Genomic DNA, 16,162 nt, shown 5'->3' with positions numbered 1-16,162 from the left:
TTTACTGCTCAGATTGCTTATCGTCATTGTGTTCGGACGATGGTTTTTTCGGTGTAAAGATGGTTGTGACGCGTTCTTGTTGGCTATCTCCCTTCTCGACCAGTACTTTTTGGGCGGCCAAATCGTGGGTGATTCTTTCGCCACGCAAGATTGAGCTACCTTGTTCCACCACCGCATCACCTTCCATTATCACCAATTGCTTACTTTGATAATAGATGATGGTTTCGGCTTGCGCGCGAATGCGACTATTATCTTCAAGTGTTTGCTCGTAAAGCGCAGGTGTTCCTCTTGCGATAAAAGTATCAGCATGCTCAGCATCATCGCTACCAGAAGCTTCTAATTTATCGGCTTTTATAAGCAATGAACCTTGCGTTACGACGACGTTATCGGTAAGCACCAGTGTATTGCTTTTGATATCCAGTTCTTCTTGGTTAGCACTCACATGAATAGGCTTCGTAAAGTCCTGCTTGCCTTGTGCATGGACGGGGGACACGAGTAATGTCGCCAGCAAGGTGCTAGCGGCGAGGTAAAAAGACAGTTTCGACATGTCGCTTAATCTCCATGGTTTGCGCTGCAAGGTCGGCTCTCATACCTTCTCCGCGGATAGTGTATCTTGCACTTTCAACCGTCAGAGGATATTCGGTATTCATTGTCTCGCTCAATAGGTCAATGATTAAGTAGTCAGTATTAATCACTTGCTTGACACCGTCTGGCGATACTGAAGTGATATTGACATTATGCTCCAATACTAAGGTCTTATCGTCGTAGAACGAACCCTGTTCAGCGGTAACCGTCCAACGAATCGCCTCATCTTCTGGATACGCCGTATATCGCGGTGAGCGCAGCTCAGTCAGGCCAATTTGGCTGTAATGTTTCATTAATTTTGCTTGCAATTGATGCGCGAGCCGGCCGTTTGGTTCGTAAATTCGTGATTTCATGCCATGCGCAGTAAAGTCAGGCCGCATGGCTGCGAGGTTTTTTTGCTTGGTCGGCGCGTCAGGCGATGAGAAAGGACGCCAGAACAACAGCGCACCAATCGCAAAAAGAATAATCAGCAGGGCAATGACGCGCTTATTCAAATGCTCGCTCCACTTACGTCATGTAATTTGCCGTGCGCCATTAATAGCAGGTCGCTCACTTCACGCACGGCGCCATGCCCGCCTAAACATCGAGTAACATAATCTGCCCGTTGTTGTACAAGGGGATGTGCATCTTGCACGGCAATACCCACACCAACCTGTTCAATTAGCGCGAGGTCTGGAATATCATCTCCCACGTAAGCGACTTGTTGGAAGGTCAATTGCAATTGTTCTAACAGCTCAACAAACACTTTCTGCTTATTGTTAACACCCTGAAAGATGTGTTCGACGCTCAGGTGTTGCATCCTCTGTTCAACAATTTGCGACTGCCGGCCGGTGATCACCGCTAACGAAAATCCAGCGTCAGCCAAAGCTTTTACACCAAAGCCATCTCGCGTATGAAAAGCTTTCAACTCCTCTCCGTGGTTGCCTAAATAAATGCGTCCATCAGAAAACACGCCGTCAACGTCAAACACCACCAGTTTAATGTCGCTGAAACGGTCGAATAATGGCTGACTGATGTCGCCATACCAAGTATTGACATAGTCCATTATAAGACCCCCGCGCGCAATAGGTCGTGCATATTCAGTGCTCCTTGCGGATGCCCCTGCTCGTCAATCACAATCAGACCATTAATTTTTTTATCTTCCATCAGTTTTAACGCTTCTGCCGCTAACATTTCTGCTTTTGCTGTGACACAAGAACGAGTCATTACCTCAGAAATTGTTGCGGTGTGGATATCGATACGACTATCCAATACGCGGCGTAGGTCGCCGTCAGTAAAAATCCCTAGAAGGCGATTTTGGTGATCGACGATAGCAGTCATTCCCAACCCTTTGCGCGACATTTCTAATAAGGCGTCCCGCATTGGCGCGTCAGCAGTCACTGATGGCATTAATTCACCTTGGTGCATTAGGTCGGCAACTCGAAGCAATAACCGTTTGCCTAAACTGCCGCCGGGGTGTGACAACGCAAAGTCATCAGCGGTAAAGCCGCGCGCATTTAGCAACGCAACCGCAAGAGCATCTCCCAATACTAAGGCGGCGGTGGTAGAAGCCGTCGGAGCCAGGCCCAAAGGACAAGCTTCTTGTGCAACAGCACTGGAAATATGGATGTCGGCTAAACTGGCGAGCGTTGATTGCGGCTTGCCAGTCATCGCGATCAAGGTAACGCCCAAGCGTTTAATTACCGAGATGATGTGCAGTATTTCTGCCGTCTCACCGCTGTTGGACAGGGCTAAAACAACATCATCGGCGGTAATCATACCGAGATCACCGTGGCTGGCTTCTCCAGGATGAACAAAAAATGCGGGCGTGCCAGTTGACGCAAGGGTTGCAGCAATTTTGCCACCAATGTGTCCAGATTTACCCATGCCAGTGACGATCACTCGGCCTTTACAATCATACATTGCTTGACATGCGGCATTAAAAGACTCATCGAGGGATTGGTAAAGACCATCGATTGCCGCGCGTTCAATGTCTAAAACGCGCTCACCTAAAGCGGAAAAATTATCGGTCGTTTGTTTCATCTCAAGCCTGCCTTGCAAGTTGTAGGCTAATCATACGTGATACGCTAGCGAAATTCACCGCTTGTGCAAGCCCGACCGATATTGAAAAATAAGAAAAAGTAGATTACTATACCATCCAGACGGTTTATAAATTGGTTTAAGTATGGTCTGTCAGCGAAAATCGAGTGGCCGCCCAAGTAATCGAGAAGTCATTCTTGATGCTGCAGAAAGGCTGGTGGCAGAACGTGGCGCGGGGCATCTAACCTTTGATGCGTTGGTTGCCTGCACTGGCATTAGTAAGGGTGGATTGCTTTACCATTTCGGCAGTAAAGACGCGTTATTGGAAGCCATGATTGAACGCATGGTCGATAAAAAGCGTGAGCTCCGTGACAGTGCTTTGGCGCAAATCGGGGATGAACCAAACGCAGCGCTGAAAAGTATTCTTTTAGCAACACTCAATGCGCACTCTGACTCCGCAGCGCTTAATAGTGCGATGTTGGCAACAGCGGCCAACAACCCGAAACTTCTCGCGCCCTTGCGTCAGCACGTTGGTGAAATATTTGACGAGTTATCACAGTTTGGTGATGGACAGCTGGCAAAGCTATTGTTGTTCTCTGTTCATGGCGCTCGACTTTTTGAACAACTCGGTTTATGTGAGCACTGCTTAGACGAGAGAGAGCAATTTGCCGAGCGCTTGAAAGCGTTAGTTGATGAGAAGTTTGACGGTAAGCGCTGATGCACTTTGCAACAATTTTACAGTATCTGAGTGAACGGTTAGAGAGTAAAATGACTCGCATCTTAAAGGACAATAATGAATGAGGCACGGCACGTGAAGCCATTGGTTGAACTAAGTGGGGTTCACTTTTCCCACGGCGAGCGAACCATATACCGCGACCTAAACCTGAGCGTTCCGCGCGGTAAAGTTGTTGCTGTTATGGGACCCAGTGGTATCGGTAAAACGACCCTGCTAAAGCTTATCGGTGGTCAGTTACGGCCACAGCAGGGTGACATTCAATTCGACGGTAACAGTATTCCAAAGCTTTCTCGCAGCGAGCTTTATCGCGAACGCGAACGAATGAGTATGCTGTTCCAAAGTGGCGCACTGTTCACCGATATGAGCGTTTACGATAACGTCGCGTTTCCGTTGCGCGAACATAGCGCGCTGTCGGAAGAGCTGATTCGCTCAATCGTGTTGATGAAGTTAGAAGCGGTTGGCTTGCGCGGTGCACGCGATCTAATGCCCGCGGAATTGTCAGGTGGAATGGCACGCAGAGCGGCGCTGGCGAGGGCTATTGCTTTAGATCCTGAACTCATCATGTACGACGAACCGTTTGCCGGCCAAGATCCTATTTCGATGGGCATGATCGTTAAATTGATAAAAGCGCTTAATGATTCGCTCGGGTTGACAAGTATTGTCGTGTCACATGATGTCGATGAAGTCATGTCGATTGCTGACTACGCTTATATCATTGCCGAACAGCAGGTCGTTGCGAAAGGTACGCCAACAGAGTTACGCGAAAATGACAGCGCCATTGTTCAGCAATTTCTTCAAGGCCAAGCGGATGGTCCGGTACCGTTTCATTACCAAGCGTCTGATTTTACCTCAGACTTGCTGGGAGAGTGCTGATGATAGAATTCATTGAACGTATCGGTCGGCAAGTGATAGCAGCGATATCAGGTATCGGTTACGCCTTTTTTATTTTAGTGAACGCATTAATTGGCAAGCCGCAATTCCGTAAATCTTGGCCGCTATTAATTCAACAACTCTACGTCGTGGGCGTGCTGTCGCTGCTCATTATTATTGTTAGCGGACTATTTATTGGCATGGTTTTGGGGCTGCAGGGCTACACTATCTTAGTCGATTATGGTGCGGAACAAAGTCTAGGGCCGATGGTCGCATTGTCATTATTGAGAGAATTAGGCCCAGTGGTTACGGCGCTGTTGTTTGCGGGTCGAGCGGGCTCAGCGTTGACTGCGGAAATCGGTCTGATGAAAGCGACCGAACAGCTATCGAGTTTAGAAATGATGGCAGTCGATCCATTACGGCGGGTTATTGCCCCACGATTCTGGGCGGGCTTTATTAGTATGCCGTTATTGGCACTGATTTTTTCTGCAGTAGGTATCTACGGCGGATACTTGGTTGGCTCGGGCTGGTTGGGGGTCGACAAAGGTGCCTTTTGGTCAGTGATGCAATCAACGGTCGATTGGTACGATGATCTGTTGAACGGTGTCATTAAAAGCGTGATATTTGCCTTCGTTGTAACCTGGATAGCGCTATATAAAGGTTACAACTCAACGCCAACCTCAGCAGGTATTAGCGCTGCAACCACGTCGACCGTAGTAACAGCCTCATTGGCTGTATTGGGTCTGGATTTTATTTTGACAGCATTGATGTTCGGTGGATAACCATGGAATCAAGAAAAACACAATTTTTAGTCGGTATTTTTGTCATCGCTGGGGTTTTAGCCCTGTTGTTTTTGGCGCTAAGGGTGGCCAGTGGCAGTACGGTCACAGCGGGTGACACCTACAAGCTTTATGCAAAATTCGACAATATTGGCAGCTTAAAGGTGCGCTCGCCAGTTAAAGTCGGTGGCGTTGTCGTAGGGCGAGTGACGAATATTTCATTGGACGGTGATTACTACGAACCATTAGTCGAGATGGAAATCAGCGCTGCTTATGACAAATTTTCAGAGAGTAGCTCTCTGTCTGTTTTAACGTCTGGCTTATTGGGTGAACAGTACCTAGGTTTGCAGCCGGGTTTTATCGATGACAGCGTGCGGATGCTGAAGGATGGCGATTACATCACCGACACCAAATCCGCTCTGGTACTAGAACAGTTGATCGGGCAGTTCCTGTTTAGTCAGGGTGAAAAATAAGGAGTAAAAGAATGAAACAGTGGTTGATGGCAGGTGTATTGAGTCTTCTCAGCTTTCACGTGTTGGCTGACGACCTGATTCACAACGACGATCCTCATGCACTGCTGGAGGAAGTCGCAGATAAGACGTTTCAGCGCATTGCCGCTGACCGAGACAAAATTGACGCGGACCCAAACTACTTAAAAACCGTCGTTAAACAGGAATTGATGCCGTATGTGGATGCCATTTACGCATCGAAAAAAGTACTGGGTCGAAATTACAAAGATACCACAGAGGCGCAGCGACAAGAGTTTTATCAAGTGTTTGAAGACTATTTAGTCGCGACCTACGCGCGTGCGTTCACCCAATATAATGAAGAAAAACAGGAAGTGGTATTTGAAGAACCTCAGCCGCTTCGCGACAATGCACGGGTCGCTACTGTGCGAACGTTGGTAAAACAACAAGGTCGTCCAGATATCCATCTGGATTTTAAAATTCGCTATGATGACGACAGTAAACTCTGGAAAGCGTATGACTTGGTAGTAGAGGGCATTAGCCTGTTAAATAGTAAAGCTGCTGAAATCGCCGCGGTTATTCGTTCTCGAGGCATTGACGGTACGATCGATTTGTTACGCGAAAAGGCCGAAGAGCCTATTGTTATGGAGCAAGGTCAAAGCTAATGGATCTTAAGGTCGAACGCTCTGCCGAAGGAATACTGAAATTCCACGGTGACATGCTACGCAGTACAGTACCATCCGTATGGGCAAATAAAGCCCAATGGCTTCACGACGGTGGCATTAAACAGGTTGATGTGTCCCAAGTCGATATGGTTGACTCCAGCGGCTTAGCACTGTTGATTGAAATTTTTAAGGAACTGCATGTGCATAACCGTAGTCTCAAAGTGGAAGGCGCAAACACGCAACTGCGACAATTAGCGCAGTTAAGTGGCGTTGAGTCGCTGCTTTCGTTAAGCTAAGCGGATAAGTTCAACCAGTAGTCAGAGTTTTGGATGGAAGCGAAAGATATTGAAAACGTGTTGCGCGACGCCTTGCAACTGCAGGAAGTGCGCATTAAAACTGATGGCAGCCATGCCGAAATCATTGCGATCGATGCTCAATTTGAAGGGCTCAGTCGAGTAAAACGTCAGCAGCTGATTTATGCCCCCCTAAACGCGTTTATTGCTGACGGCAGCCTTCACGCCGTCAGCATTAAAACCTATACCCCAGAGGTATGGGAACGTGATAAGAAACTGATGAACCTCTCATAAACGGTATTTCAATGGAAAAATTTGTTGTTCGCGGTGGTCGTCAGTTACATGGCTCTGTCACTATTTCTGGTGCCAAAAATGCAGCGTTACCGATTTTGATGGCGGCGCTGCTACCGCAAGAACCCGTCACTATCTCTAATGTTCCAGCATTACAAGATGTTGAAACCACGTTGGCGCTATTGCAGCGCTTGGGTCTGGGTTATCAGCGAGATGATGTGCATAGCGTAGCGATTGATCCGCGCTCATTGAATGATCATAAGGCGCCATACGAACTGGTGAAAACTATGCGGGCATCGGTATTGGTGCTCGGCCCGTTATTGGCGAAGCGTGGTAAAGCCGAAGTATCGTTGCCAGGCGGTTGCGCCATTGGCGCACGCCCCGTTAATCTGCATATCGAGGGTTTACGCCGTATGGGCGCAGAAATCGTGGTCGAGAATGGTTACATTAAAGCGGCGGTTGATGGCCGCCTGCGAGGCGCAGAAATCTTACTCGATACGGTGAGTGTAACTGGAACCGAGAATTTAATGATGGCCGCCACCTTGGCGGAGGGTGTAACGACCATTGAAAATGCAGCACGTGAGCCAGAGATTATTGATTTAGCCAATTTTCTCAACGAGATGGGCGCCAAGGTGTCTGGTGCCGGTACTGATACCATTCGCATTGAAGGCGTAACAGAGCTTCACGGCGGTAGCTACCAAGTGATGTCGGATCGTATAGAAACGGGGACGTTTTTGGTGGCGGCAATGGTCGCGGGGGGCGAAGTCCGCTGCGAAAATACGGACCCACATGCCTTGGACGCGGTGTTGAAGAAGTTGGCAGAAGCTGGCGGTCAAATCAGTAAAGGTAACGATTGGATAACGCTGAAGGCAGATGCTCAACCGAAACCTGTGAATGTGATTACTGCACCGCACCCAGCCTTTCCGACTGACATGCAAGCGCAATTTACCGCGTTAAACAGTGTGGCTAATGGTACAGGCTGGATCCGCGAGACAATTTTTGAAAACCGTTTTATGCACGTGCCAGAATTGCGACGCATGGGTGCGAATATTGAGCTCGAGGGGAATACCGCAATTTGCCACGGGGTAAATCGCCTGACAGGTGCTGAAGTGATGTGTACCGATCTGCGTGCATCAGCGTCTTTGGTCATTGCCGGCTTAGTTGCCGACGGTGAAACCTGCATTGAGCAGATTCATCATATCGACCGTGGTTATGAGCGTATTGAAGAAAAATTGCGGCAGTTGGGTGCCGATATAGAACGGATTGTTTGTCAGTAACTTATTGGCGAGTTAACTCGGTGACCGTAACCGTTGTTTGCATGCGGTGATTGCCGCGATAAAACACTACTGGAATCTCTGTTCCAGGTTGGGAATTGGCAACCAAATCAAGCCCATCGGAAGCGGTTGACACTGGCTTACCATTCATTTCAACAATATAGTCTTTGGCTCGAAGCCCAGCTTTGTCGGCTGGGCCATTGGGTTCGACGCCGCTAATCATTAGTCCTGACTGGGTGCGTTGTTCGTTATAGTTAGGGTCAACACTGATACCGATATAACCACGAGTGACCTTTCCTTTGGCGATAATGGTTTCCATGATTTTTTTCGCTTGGGGATAAGGCGTAGCAAAGTAAATACCTTCGCCGCCATCACCTGTCAGTGAACTGTAACTCGCGTTGTTGATGCCGACCAATTCCCCCGCAGTATTTACAAGGGCGCCGCCGGAGGCACCTTCGTTAATCGTTGCGTCCATTTGAATCAGATCGGAGTAGGAGTTACTGACCCCGGTTCGACCACCAGTAGCACTGATTATTCCTTGGGTGATTGTTTGCCCGAGATTGTAAGGATTACCGATAGCTAAAACGATATCGCCGACGCGAGCCTGACGCTTCTCGTTTACAGGAATAACCGGCAAATTTTCTGCATCAATTTTGAGCACCGCAATATCTGTATAGCGATCGCTTCCTATGAGTTGAGCGCCGTAACGACGACCATCTTGCAGAGCCACTTCAATGAGATCAACATCCACCACAACGTGATATGCGGTAAGAATGTAACCGCGTTGATCCATTATAACGCCAGAGCCTAAACGCCAAATCTTGGATGGCCGCGGATTGTAATATGAACCTTGGATTTCACCCATACTATAGATGTTGACTACTGCGGGTGCCGCGCGGTTGACGGCATTAGCAAAAGATAGAATGCTCTGCCCAGAGTCCGGGTCTGATTCGTGGAGTATATTCTTGAGTGCGGGTAAACCCCAGAGAATGAGAGCGGCGACAATGAGTCCAAGTCCGACTGACTGTGTAAGAAAGGATAAAAGCTTACGCCATCTCATGCTGGTTAGTAGGGCTCCGAAAAATGGTGACTTCAGCATAACACTGAAGCCACCTAATTAGCTAATTTATCGCCACTATTTCATTGCAGGTAAGACAATATAGAGCGATGTCTGGTCACGAATGATATTCAGTGCGACAACACTTTCTGCAGCGTCTATGCGCTCTCTAAGCTCGGAAATCGAGTTAATTGGCGCTCTGTTAACTCCAGCGATGATATCGCCCTCTTTTAGCCCAATGCGAGCAGCAGGGGAATTACTTTCTAACTCACTGATTTTAACACCGTTGTGATCACCGACTGGCACTAACGTTGCGCCCTCTAGAACAGGATGGATTTGGTCAGCGCCAACAGCCGTATCGTCGTCACCCAAAACCACATCGATCGTCATTTTTTCGCCATCGCGGATTAATCCTAACGAGACTGTTTGCCCAGACCCAGCAGTACCGACCATCGCGCCAAGTTCGCGGAATGAGGCAATGGGATTGCCATTGAACTCAGTGATGACATCACCCGATTTCAATCCGGCCTTTTCGGCAGCGCTGTCTGGTAGTACTTGTGCAACGAAGGCACCGCGATTGACATCAATATTCATCGCTTGGGCAATGTCGTGATTAAGATCGTTACCGCGAACACCTAAAACACCTCGGCGAACTTCACCAAATTCTCGTAATTGCTCTACGAGATTACGCATAATGTCAACAGGAATCGCAAAACCGATACCGATGTTACCGCCATTTGGCCCTAAAATAGCGGTGTTGATGCCGACCAGCTTCCCGTTTAAGTCAACCAGTGCTCCACCAGAGTTTCCGCTGTTAATGGCTGCGTCGGTTTGGATAAAGTTTTCGAGATCTTCAATACCTAAGTTGGCACGACCCAGTGCACTGACAATACCTGATGTCACGGTTTGACCTAAGCCAAAGGGGTTGCCAATAGCTACCACAAAATCGCCGACACGCAATTGACTTGAACTGCCTAACTCAATCGCTTTCAAATCTTTGCCGTCTTGAATTTGAAGCAGCGCGATATCCGCACGCTCATCTGTACCAATCAGCTCAGCGTCGAACTCACGCCCATCTTTTAACGTAACAACAATCTCTGACGCATCGTCAATCACATGGTTGTTCGTCACTACATAGCCTTTCTCAGCATCAATAATGACGCCTGAGCCAAGACCTTCAAAGGGGCGTTCTTGAACTTGCTCGCGCGGCACCCGTGGACCGAAGAAGAAGCGCAAGGCGTCTGGTAGGCGCCGATGAACTTCCTTTTTGCCTTTGACGGAAATGTTCACAACTGCTGGCGTTACCTTCTCCAGCATTGGAGCTAAGGTGGGCTTCTCATCGTCATCAAAAAACGGAATCCCCGCATTTGCGGTTTGCATAGTCAGCACCAGAGCGGCGACTACAGCAACAAAAAAATGGGAAAATGACTTTGTCATCGCGTTCAACTCCTCGACAAAGGTTTAAGGGGGATGCGCGGCGCTAACTGTAGTCGCGCACCATACACTCAAAAGACCGTCAAATGTAGAGGTAAGTTCGGCGGGTAAATGTTTCAAGATGTTTATGAACGATCTTTTTTTCCGACAAACAATCCACTGCCATGCTCTGAATAGTCGCGCGGTGCATCTGTTGTAGCGGTACTATCGGTGTCGTTACGGCTACGCGAATCTTGTTGCATGGTGTTGGCAACCCGTAATTGCCGCAGTGTATCCTCAGAAAAGAACGGAAGATCGTCCTGAATCCCACTATTCTGCAATAGCTCAGCACTTTGGTTGAGATATTTTTGCAATTTCTGCTGCGTGTCGGCCAACTGTTCAACGAGGGCAGAAGCGGTGGCAAAATGTTCTGAAACTTCGCGCTGATAGTTCACTAATTGTTGTTGGCTTTGTTGTATTTTTTCTTCTAGCTCGTTAGCTGGTTGACTCTCGTCTCGCCAAAAGCGGGCGCAGAAAAAACCAATAATGGCGCCAACCAGCACTAATAAAATTCCAATGATCCAGCTCATAACGACTCCTTTGCTGCAATCCTAATCGCGCCGACAACCCATCAGTGGATTGCCGCCGAATGGCTTCATGCTAAAATGCGATATCCCTTAGGATAATCCAGAGCAAGGTGAAGTGGTAGTGCCGAACCGACAGAAAACACCATTCAAGAATTATCACAACGATTTGCAACGCCGTGGGTTTGTCCATGATACGGCGCAGGAAAATGCGGTAAACCACCTGCAGCGATTGTTCGACGAGTATGTCGCGTGGCAAACGCACCGACGCTTATCGCCGCTTAAGCGCTGGCTAACGGCAACGCCAAAAAAACCTCAAGGCTTGTATTTTTGGGGGGGCGTTGGTCGTGGCAAGACCTACTTGGTGGATAATTTTTACGACTGCCTGCCGTTCGAGAATAAGTGGCGCATGCACTTTCACCGCTTTATGCAGCGCATTCATAACGAATTGAAAAGTCTGCAAAACCAGTCCGACCCATTAGAAATTATTGCCAAGCGGATTGCTGCTGAGACCAGCATCATCTGTTTTGACGAGTTTTTTGTTCAAGATATTACCGATGCGATGTTGCTCGGCAAGTTGTTCGAATACCTATTCGCCTTTGATGTGGTGCTGGTGGCGACGTCAAATATTGTTCCGGACGAGCTCTATCGCAACGGCTTACAGCGTGAACGATTTATCCCAGCGATTAAGTTAATTAACGCCAATTGCGAGGTGGTGAATGTGGATAGTGGCACCGACTATAGACTTCGCACGCTCACCAAAGCCGATATTTTTCTTACTGAAGTGAACGAACAAACCGATCAGGCGCTATTCGATTACTTTTTTGAATTGGCTCCAGATCATCGTTCTCATTGTCGTGAAGGTACAATCGAAATTGCTGGGCGAAAGATCCCAGTGCGTTGCGAAAGCGACGATGTGGTGTTTTTTGACTTCTCGGCGATTTGTGAAAGTTTCCGCAGTACCTCTGATTATATGGAACTGGCCAGACTCTACCACGCGGTTATCATCCGCGGGGTGAAGCCAATGGGGCAGGGCAACGACGACACTGCAAGGCGTTTCATTGCCTTGGTCGATGAATTTTACGAAAGACGGGTAAAATTGGTGATGTCTAGTCAGGTTAAGCTGCAAGAGATTTATCAAGGCGGGCGCTTAAGCTTTGAGTTTCAGCGTTGTTTAAGTCGGCTGCAAGAAATGCAAAGTCGCGAATATTTAGCCCTTGAGCATTTGGCCTAATGGAATCGGAAAAAGTGCGTGATCTTTAAACGGGTTTTTCGTATAATCCGCGCAGCCCACGTTACAGTCCATTGCATCGGCGCGAGTCGGAGCACTGGTTGCAGCAAATAACTAAATGATTTTATTCATTTTTTTATTGTTGTGATTCGCGGGGAAGCCCGGAATTACTGTCCGTGAACATTTTTTTAAAGGTTTTAGGTAATGAAAACATTTGTAGCAAAGCCAGAAACAGTGAAGCGCGACTGGTACATTGTTGACGCAGAAGGCAAAACGCTAGGTCGTATCGCGACTGAAATCGCGCGTCGCCTGCGTGGTAAGCATAAGCCAGAGTACACGCCTCACGTCGATACCGGTGATTACATCGTAGTCGTCAACGCTGAGAAAGTTGCGGTAACAGGTAACAAAGCGAAAGACAAAATGTACTACGCGCACACCGGTTATCCAGGTGGTATCAAGTCAATCAGCTTCGAAAAGTTGATCGACAAGAAGCCAGAAATGGTCATTCAGAAAGCGGTAAAAGGCATGTTGCCACGCGGTCCTTTAGGTCGCGCAATGTTCCGCAAACTGAAAGTTTACGCTGGTGCAGAGCACAACCATACAGCGCAACAACCTAAACCACTGGATATTTAAGGCGGAGCAAGAATATTATGGCAGATACTCAATACTACGGTACTGGACGCCGCAAAAACTCCACGGCACGCGTGTTCTTGCGCCCTGGTAGCGGTAACATCCAAATCAACAACCGTTCATTGGAAGAATACTTCGGTCGTGAAACGGCACAAATGGTTGTTCGTCAACCACTTGAGTTGGTAGAAATGACAGATAAATTCGACCTGCACATCACCGTTTCTGGTGGTGGTACTACAGGACAAGCTGGCGCAGTTCGTCACGGCATCACTCGCGCATTGATGCAATACGACGAAGCGTTACGCGGCGAATTACGTAAAGCGGGTTACGTTACCCGTGATGCACGTCAAGTTGAACGTAAGAAAATCGGCTTGCACAAAGCTCGTAAGCGTCCTCAATTCTCAAAACGTTAATTTTACCGTTTTGTGCAAAAAGCCCGCGATTCAGCGGGCTTTTTTTATGTCTGTTCACGAACAAATTTACTGTCGGAATGGATTTTGCCTTGTAAAAACTAGGGCTTTTCTTTATCATCTCAAGGCATTTTCTATCACCCTCTTTATGGGGGTTGCAGCAGCAAATTCCCGATCCCGCGGCGACGCACCGCGGGGCGTCCAAAACGGAGAATAAGTGGATGAGCAATGCGCCCGTAGATAAAGGCCGTCGTCGCTTTCTGACCGTCGCTACTTCTGTAGTAGGTGCGGCCGGAGCGGTTGGTGTGGCCGTTCCTTTCATTGCATCTTGGAACCCAAGTGCACGCGCGAAAAATGCCGGTGCCCCGGTAGAAGTTAACATTAGCAAGGCTGAACCTGGTCAAATGCTCCGAGTTAAGTGGCGTGGTCAACCTGTATGGGTTGTTCGCCGCACCGACTCGATGCTTGAAGGTTTGGATGACCATGAGGATCGTCTACGCGATCCACATTCCGAAGAGCCTCAACAACCGCCTTATGCGAAGAACCGCTATCGCTCAATCAAGAAAGAGTATTTAGTTGCAGTGGGTATTTGTACGCATTTAGGTTGTTCACCGTCTTATGTGCCAACCGAGATGGAAGAGCATATTGAAGGCGTTCACGCTGGTTTCTTCTGTCCATGTCACGGTTCAATGTACGATATTGCTGGGCGAGTATTTGAAGGCGTTCCTGCACCATTGAACTTAGTGGTTCCTCCACACTACTATGAAGACGACGAGACCATTCTTGTCGGTAAGGACAAGGGGCAAGCGTAATGTTTAAGCGACTTCAAGAGTGGATGGATGCGCGCATCCCAATGACAAAAACGTGGAATATCCACCTCGCGCAATATCCTGCTCCCAAAAACTTTAACTTTTGGTATTTGTTTGGCGTACTGGCAATGCTAGTGCTCGTTAACCAAATCCTGACCGGTATTTGGTTAACAATGAACTATGTACCGACGTCTGATGGGGCGTTTGCCTCTGTCGAATACATTATGCGTGATGTCGACTATGGTTGGCTATTGCGTTATATGCATTCAACTGGAGCGTCGGCATTCTTTATTGTGGTTTACCTGCATATGTTCCGTGGCATGCTCTACGGTTCTTATCAGAAGCCGCGTGAGTTGTTGTGGTTGTTCGGTATGTTCATCTTCTTGGCATTAATGGCAGAAGCCTTTATGGGCTACTTGCTGCCGTGGGGACAGATGTCATATTGGGGCGCGCAGGTTATTATTTCCTTGTTTGGGGCAATTCCTGGCATTGGTGACGACCTCACGTTGTGGATTCGAGGTGACTACGTCATCTCTGGGGCGACGTTAAACCGTTTCTTTGCCTTGCATGTTATTGCCTTGCCATTAGTGTTGGTTATTTTGGTGTTCTTACACATCATTGCGTTACACGAAGTGGGTTCGAACAACCCAGATGGCGTTCCCATTAAACATCCGAAAGGGTCTATCCCAGACGACGAGAAACCGAAGTTCAAATTCCACGAACGCTTCACTAAGAAGTACGATATTGCCGATGCAATTCCGTTTTATCCGTACTACGTGGTGAAAGACTTAGTGGGTATTGGCATCTTCTTGTTCTTGTTCTGTTATGTCATCTTCTTTAACCCAGAAGTTGGCGGCTTCTTCCTTGAGCCACCTAACTTTGAACCAGCGAACCCGTTGAAGACCCCTCCGCACATTGCTCCGGTATGGTACTTCACACCGTTCTATGCGATTTTGCGTGCGGTTCCAGACAAATTGTTTGGGGTTATCTTGATGTTTGCTTCGATTGTGTTGCTGGCACTACTGCCATGGCTCGATCGTTGCCGTGTTCGCTCGATTCGTTATCGTTCGGCATTACATAAGCTAAATATTGCGATGTTTGCCGTGGCGTTCTTGGTGTTGGGTTATCTCGGTACACAACCGGCGACACCAACGTCAACGATGTTTGCACGAATCTTTACTTTCTTGTATTTCGCGTTCTTCGTGCTGTTGTTCTTTTACAGTAAACGCGAGAAAACCAAGCCGGTACCAGAAAGGGTGACCAAGTGATGAGACAGTTTTTACTAGCATTATTAGCGGTAATTCCCGCTCTGGCGTTCGCGTCAGAGTCGGATATTCCGCTCGACGAAGCAAAGGTCGATTTGCACAACAAGGCCTCCCTGCAGCGTGGTGCGCAATTATTTATGAACTATTGTTTAGGTTGCCACTCACTTAAGTATCAGCGTTATAACCAAACCTTTGAAGACTTAGGTATTCCCGAAGAGTTGGGACAAAAGTATCTTCAATTTACAGGACACAAAAAAGGTGACTTGATAACTAATAACATGCCTGCAGAAGAGGCAGGCAAGTGGTTTGGTAATCCGCCACCTGACTTGACTAACGTGATCCGCGTTCGTGGTAAAGATTGGGTTTATACCTATCTGCGTTCGTTTTACGTCGATGACTCTCGCCCTTGGGGAGTGAACAACGTAGTATTCCCGAACGTTGGTATGCCACACGTATTGCAAGAATTGCAAGGTGTGCCAACTAAGGCGTACGAAGAACGTATGGTCGACGGGGAAATGAAAGACGTTTACGTTGGCTTAAAATCGGATGGCAGTGGCCGTCTAAGTCCAAGCGAATATGATCAAGCGACACTAGATATTACCAACTTCTTGGTTTACATGGCTGAACCAATGAAATTAGAACAGCGTCGCATCGGTTGGTACGTATTCGGCTTCTTGCTGGTATTTACTATCTTGGCTTGGTTACTGAAAAAAGAATTCTGGAAAGACCTGAAATAACAATAGGTTAGTCTGGAAAAGTATATAAGGGGCGATTTTACGCCCCT

21 protein-coding genes are annotated in these 16,162 nt (G+C 47.9%); 14 read left to right on the top strand and 7 right to left on the bottom strand.

Translation table 11 applies throughout. The features are described from left to right. Position 1: 1 nt before the first annotated feature. The 4 genes from lptA to CWI84_RS07375 are packed head-to-tail and all read right to left on the bottom strand — an operon-like array spanning position 2 to position 2,607. Entirely contained in the window at positions 2-547 is a 546-nt protein-coding gene (gene lptA / locus CWI84_RS07390) for a lipopolysaccharide transport periplasmic protein LptA (RefSeq protein WP_126841954.1), read from the bottom strand. Continuing rightward, entirely contained in the window at positions 516-1,079 is a 564-nt protein-coding gene (gene lptC, locus CWI84_RS07385) for an LPS export ABC transporter periplasmic protein LptC (protein WP_126841953.1), read from the bottom strand. The genes lptA and lptC overlap by 32 nt, the downstream gene beginning before the upstream one ends. Continuing rightward, positions 1,076-1,630, bottom strand: a complete 555-nt coding sequence (gene kdsC / locus CWI84_RS07380) for a 3-deoxy-manno-octulosonate-8-phosphatase KdsC (protein WP_126841952.1) — start codon at positions 1,628-1,630, stop codon at positions 1,076-1,078. Before kdsC ends, lptC begins: the two co-directional genes overlap by 4 nt. Then, complete coding sequence (locus CWI84_RS07375; RefSeq protein ID WP_126841951.1) at positions 1,630-2,607, bottom strand: KpsF/GutQ family sugar-phosphate isomerase; 978 nt, start codon at positions 2,605-2,607, stop codon at positions 1,630-1,632. The genes kdsC and CWI84_RS07375 overlap by 1 nt, the downstream gene beginning before the upstream one ends. Before the next feature lie 142 nt (positions 2,608-2,749). On the opposite strand from CWI84_RS07375, the gene CWI84_RS07370 reads away from it, so the two are divergent. The 8 genes from CWI84_RS07370 (at position 2,750) to murA (ending at position 7,982) form a co-directional block, all read left to right on the top strand. Further along, complete coding sequence (locus tag CWI84_RS07370; RefSeq protein ID WP_126841950.1) at positions 2,750-3,322, top strand: TetR/AcrR family transcriptional regulator; 573 nt, start codon at positions 2,750-2,752, stop codon at positions 3,320-3,322. A 75-nt stretch (positions 3,323-3,397) separates the two neighbouring features. After that, on the top strand, positions 3,398-4,213 hold the full coding sequence (gene mlaF, locus CWI84_RS07365) for a phospholipid ABC transporter ATP-binding protein MlaF (protein WP_198674493.1): 816 nt from the start codon (positions 3,398-3,400) through the stop codon (positions 4,211-4,213). Next, a complete protein-coding gene (mlaE, locus tag CWI84_RS07360; RefSeq protein WP_126841949.1) occupies positions 4,213-4,992 on the top strand; it encodes a lipid asymmetry maintenance ABC transporter permease subunit MlaE in 780 nt (259 codons plus the stop codon). The genes mlaF and mlaE overlap by 1 nt, the downstream gene beginning before the upstream one ends. Before the next feature lie 2 nt (positions 4,993-4,994). Then, positions 4,995-5,462 (top strand): outer membrane lipid asymmetry maintenance protein MlaD, encoded by a 468-nt coding sequence (gene mlaD, locus CWI84_RS07355; RefSeq protein ID WP_126841948.1) that lies wholly within the window; start codon positions 4,995-4,997, stop codon positions 5,460-5,462. Positions 5,463-5,473: 11 nt separating this feature from the next. Next, the gene (locus CWI84_RS07350) at positions 5,474-6,121 is read left to right on the top strand and encodes an MlaC/ttg2D family ABC transporter substrate-binding protein (protein WP_126841947.1); all 648 of its coding nucleotides are present in this window, start codon (positions 5,474-5,476) and stop codon (positions 6,119-6,121) included. Further along, positions 6,121-6,417: an STAS domain-containing protein gene (locus CWI84_RS07345; protein ID WP_126841946.1), complete on the top strand. Its 297-nt coding sequence runs from the start codon at positions 6,121-6,123 to the stop codon at positions 6,415-6,417. Before CWI84_RS07350 ends, CWI84_RS07345 begins: the two co-directional genes overlap by 1 nt. A gap of 33 nt (positions 6,418-6,450) precedes the next feature. Then, positions 6,451-6,708, top strand: coding sequence for a BolA family protein (locus tag CWI84_RS07340; protein WP_126841945.1), 258 nt, complete (start codon positions 6,451-6,453; stop codon positions 6,706-6,708). An 11-nt stretch (positions 6,709-6,719) separates the two neighbouring features. After that, the gene (gene murA, locus CWI84_RS07335; RefSeq protein WP_126841944.1) at positions 6,720-7,982 is read left to right on the top strand and encodes a UDP-N-acetylglucosamine 1-carboxyvinyltransferase; all 1,263 of its coding nucleotides are present in this window, start codon (positions 6,720-6,722) and stop codon (positions 7,980-7,982) included. A gap of 1 nt (position 7,983) precedes the next feature. Here the strand turns inward: murA and CWI84_RS07330 are convergent, their stop codons facing one another. The 3 genes from CWI84_RS07330 to CWI84_RS07320 form a co-directional block, all read right to left on the bottom strand. Next, positions 7,984-9,039, bottom strand: a complete 1,056-nt coding sequence (locus CWI84_RS07330; RefSeq protein ID WP_126841943.1) for a trypsin-like peptidase domain-containing protein — start codon at positions 9,037-9,039, stop codon at positions 7,984-7,986. 75 nt (positions 9,040-9,114) lie between these two features. Beyond that, complete coding sequence (locus tag CWI84_RS07325; RefSeq protein ID WP_126841942.1) at positions 9,115-10,473, bottom strand: DegQ family serine endoprotease; 1,359 nt, start codon at positions 10,471-10,473, stop codon at positions 9,115-9,117. A 122-nt stretch (positions 10,474-10,595) separates the two neighbouring features. Further along, positions 10,596-11,039 carry a Z-ring associated ZapG family protein gene (locus CWI84_RS07320; RefSeq protein ID WP_126841941.1) on the bottom strand — a complete coding sequence of 148 codons (444 nt, stop codon included), beginning with the start codon at positions 11,037-11,039 and terminating at the stop codon, positions 10,596-10,598. Positions 11,040-11,157: 118 nt separating this feature from the next. Here CWI84_RS07320 and zapE point away from each other — a divergent pair, with 118 nt between their 5' ends. The 6 genes from zapE (at position 11,158) to CWI84_RS07290 (ending at position 16,115) form a co-directional block, all read left to right on the top strand. After that, positions 11,158-12,267 (top strand): cell division protein ZapE, encoded by a 1,110-nt coding sequence (gene zapE / locus CWI84_RS07315; protein WP_126841940.1) that lies wholly within the window; start codon positions 11,158-11,160, stop codon positions 12,265-12,267. A gap of 201 nt (positions 12,268-12,468) precedes the next feature. Continuing rightward, positions 12,469-12,897: a 50S ribosomal protein L13 gene (rplM, locus tag CWI84_RS07310; protein ID WP_126841939.1), complete on the top strand. Its 429-nt coding sequence runs from the start codon at positions 12,469-12,471 to the stop codon at positions 12,895-12,897. 17 nt (positions 12,898-12,914) lie between these two features. Beyond that, complete coding sequence (rpsI, locus tag CWI84_RS07305; protein ID WP_126841938.1) at positions 12,915-13,307, top strand: 30S ribosomal protein S9; 393 nt, start codon at positions 12,915-12,917, stop codon at positions 13,305-13,307. A 218-nt stretch (positions 13,308-13,525) separates the two neighbouring features. Then, the gene (gene petA / locus CWI84_RS07300) at positions 13,526-14,116 is read left to right on the top strand and encodes a ubiquinol-cytochrome c reductase iron-sulfur subunit (protein WP_126841937.1); all 591 of its coding nucleotides are present in this window, start codon (positions 13,526-13,528) and stop codon (positions 14,114-14,116) included. Next, entirely contained in the window at positions 14,116-15,381 is a 1,266-nt protein-coding gene (locus tag CWI84_RS07295; protein ID WP_126841936.1) for a cytochrome b, read from the top strand. Before petA ends, CWI84_RS07295 begins: the two co-directional genes overlap by 1 nt. Next, on the top strand, positions 15,381-16,115 hold the full coding sequence (locus tag CWI84_RS07290) for a cytochrome c1 (RefSeq protein WP_126841935.1): 735 nt from the start codon (positions 15,381-15,383) through the stop codon (positions 16,113-16,115). The genes CWI84_RS07295 and CWI84_RS07290 overlap by 1 nt, the downstream gene beginning before the upstream one ends. The last annotated feature ends 47 nt before the right edge of the window (positions 16,116-16,162 follow it).

It is taken from the genome of Idiomarina tyrosinivorans, from assembly GCF_003987475.1.
GTDB lineage: Bacteria > Pseudomonadota > Gammaproteobacteria > Enterobacterales > Alteromonadaceae > Idiomarina > Idiomarina tyrosinivorans.
The sequence above is the reverse complement of the archived record's forward strand: the minus strand, read 5'-3'. Positions and strand labels throughout refer to the sequence as shown.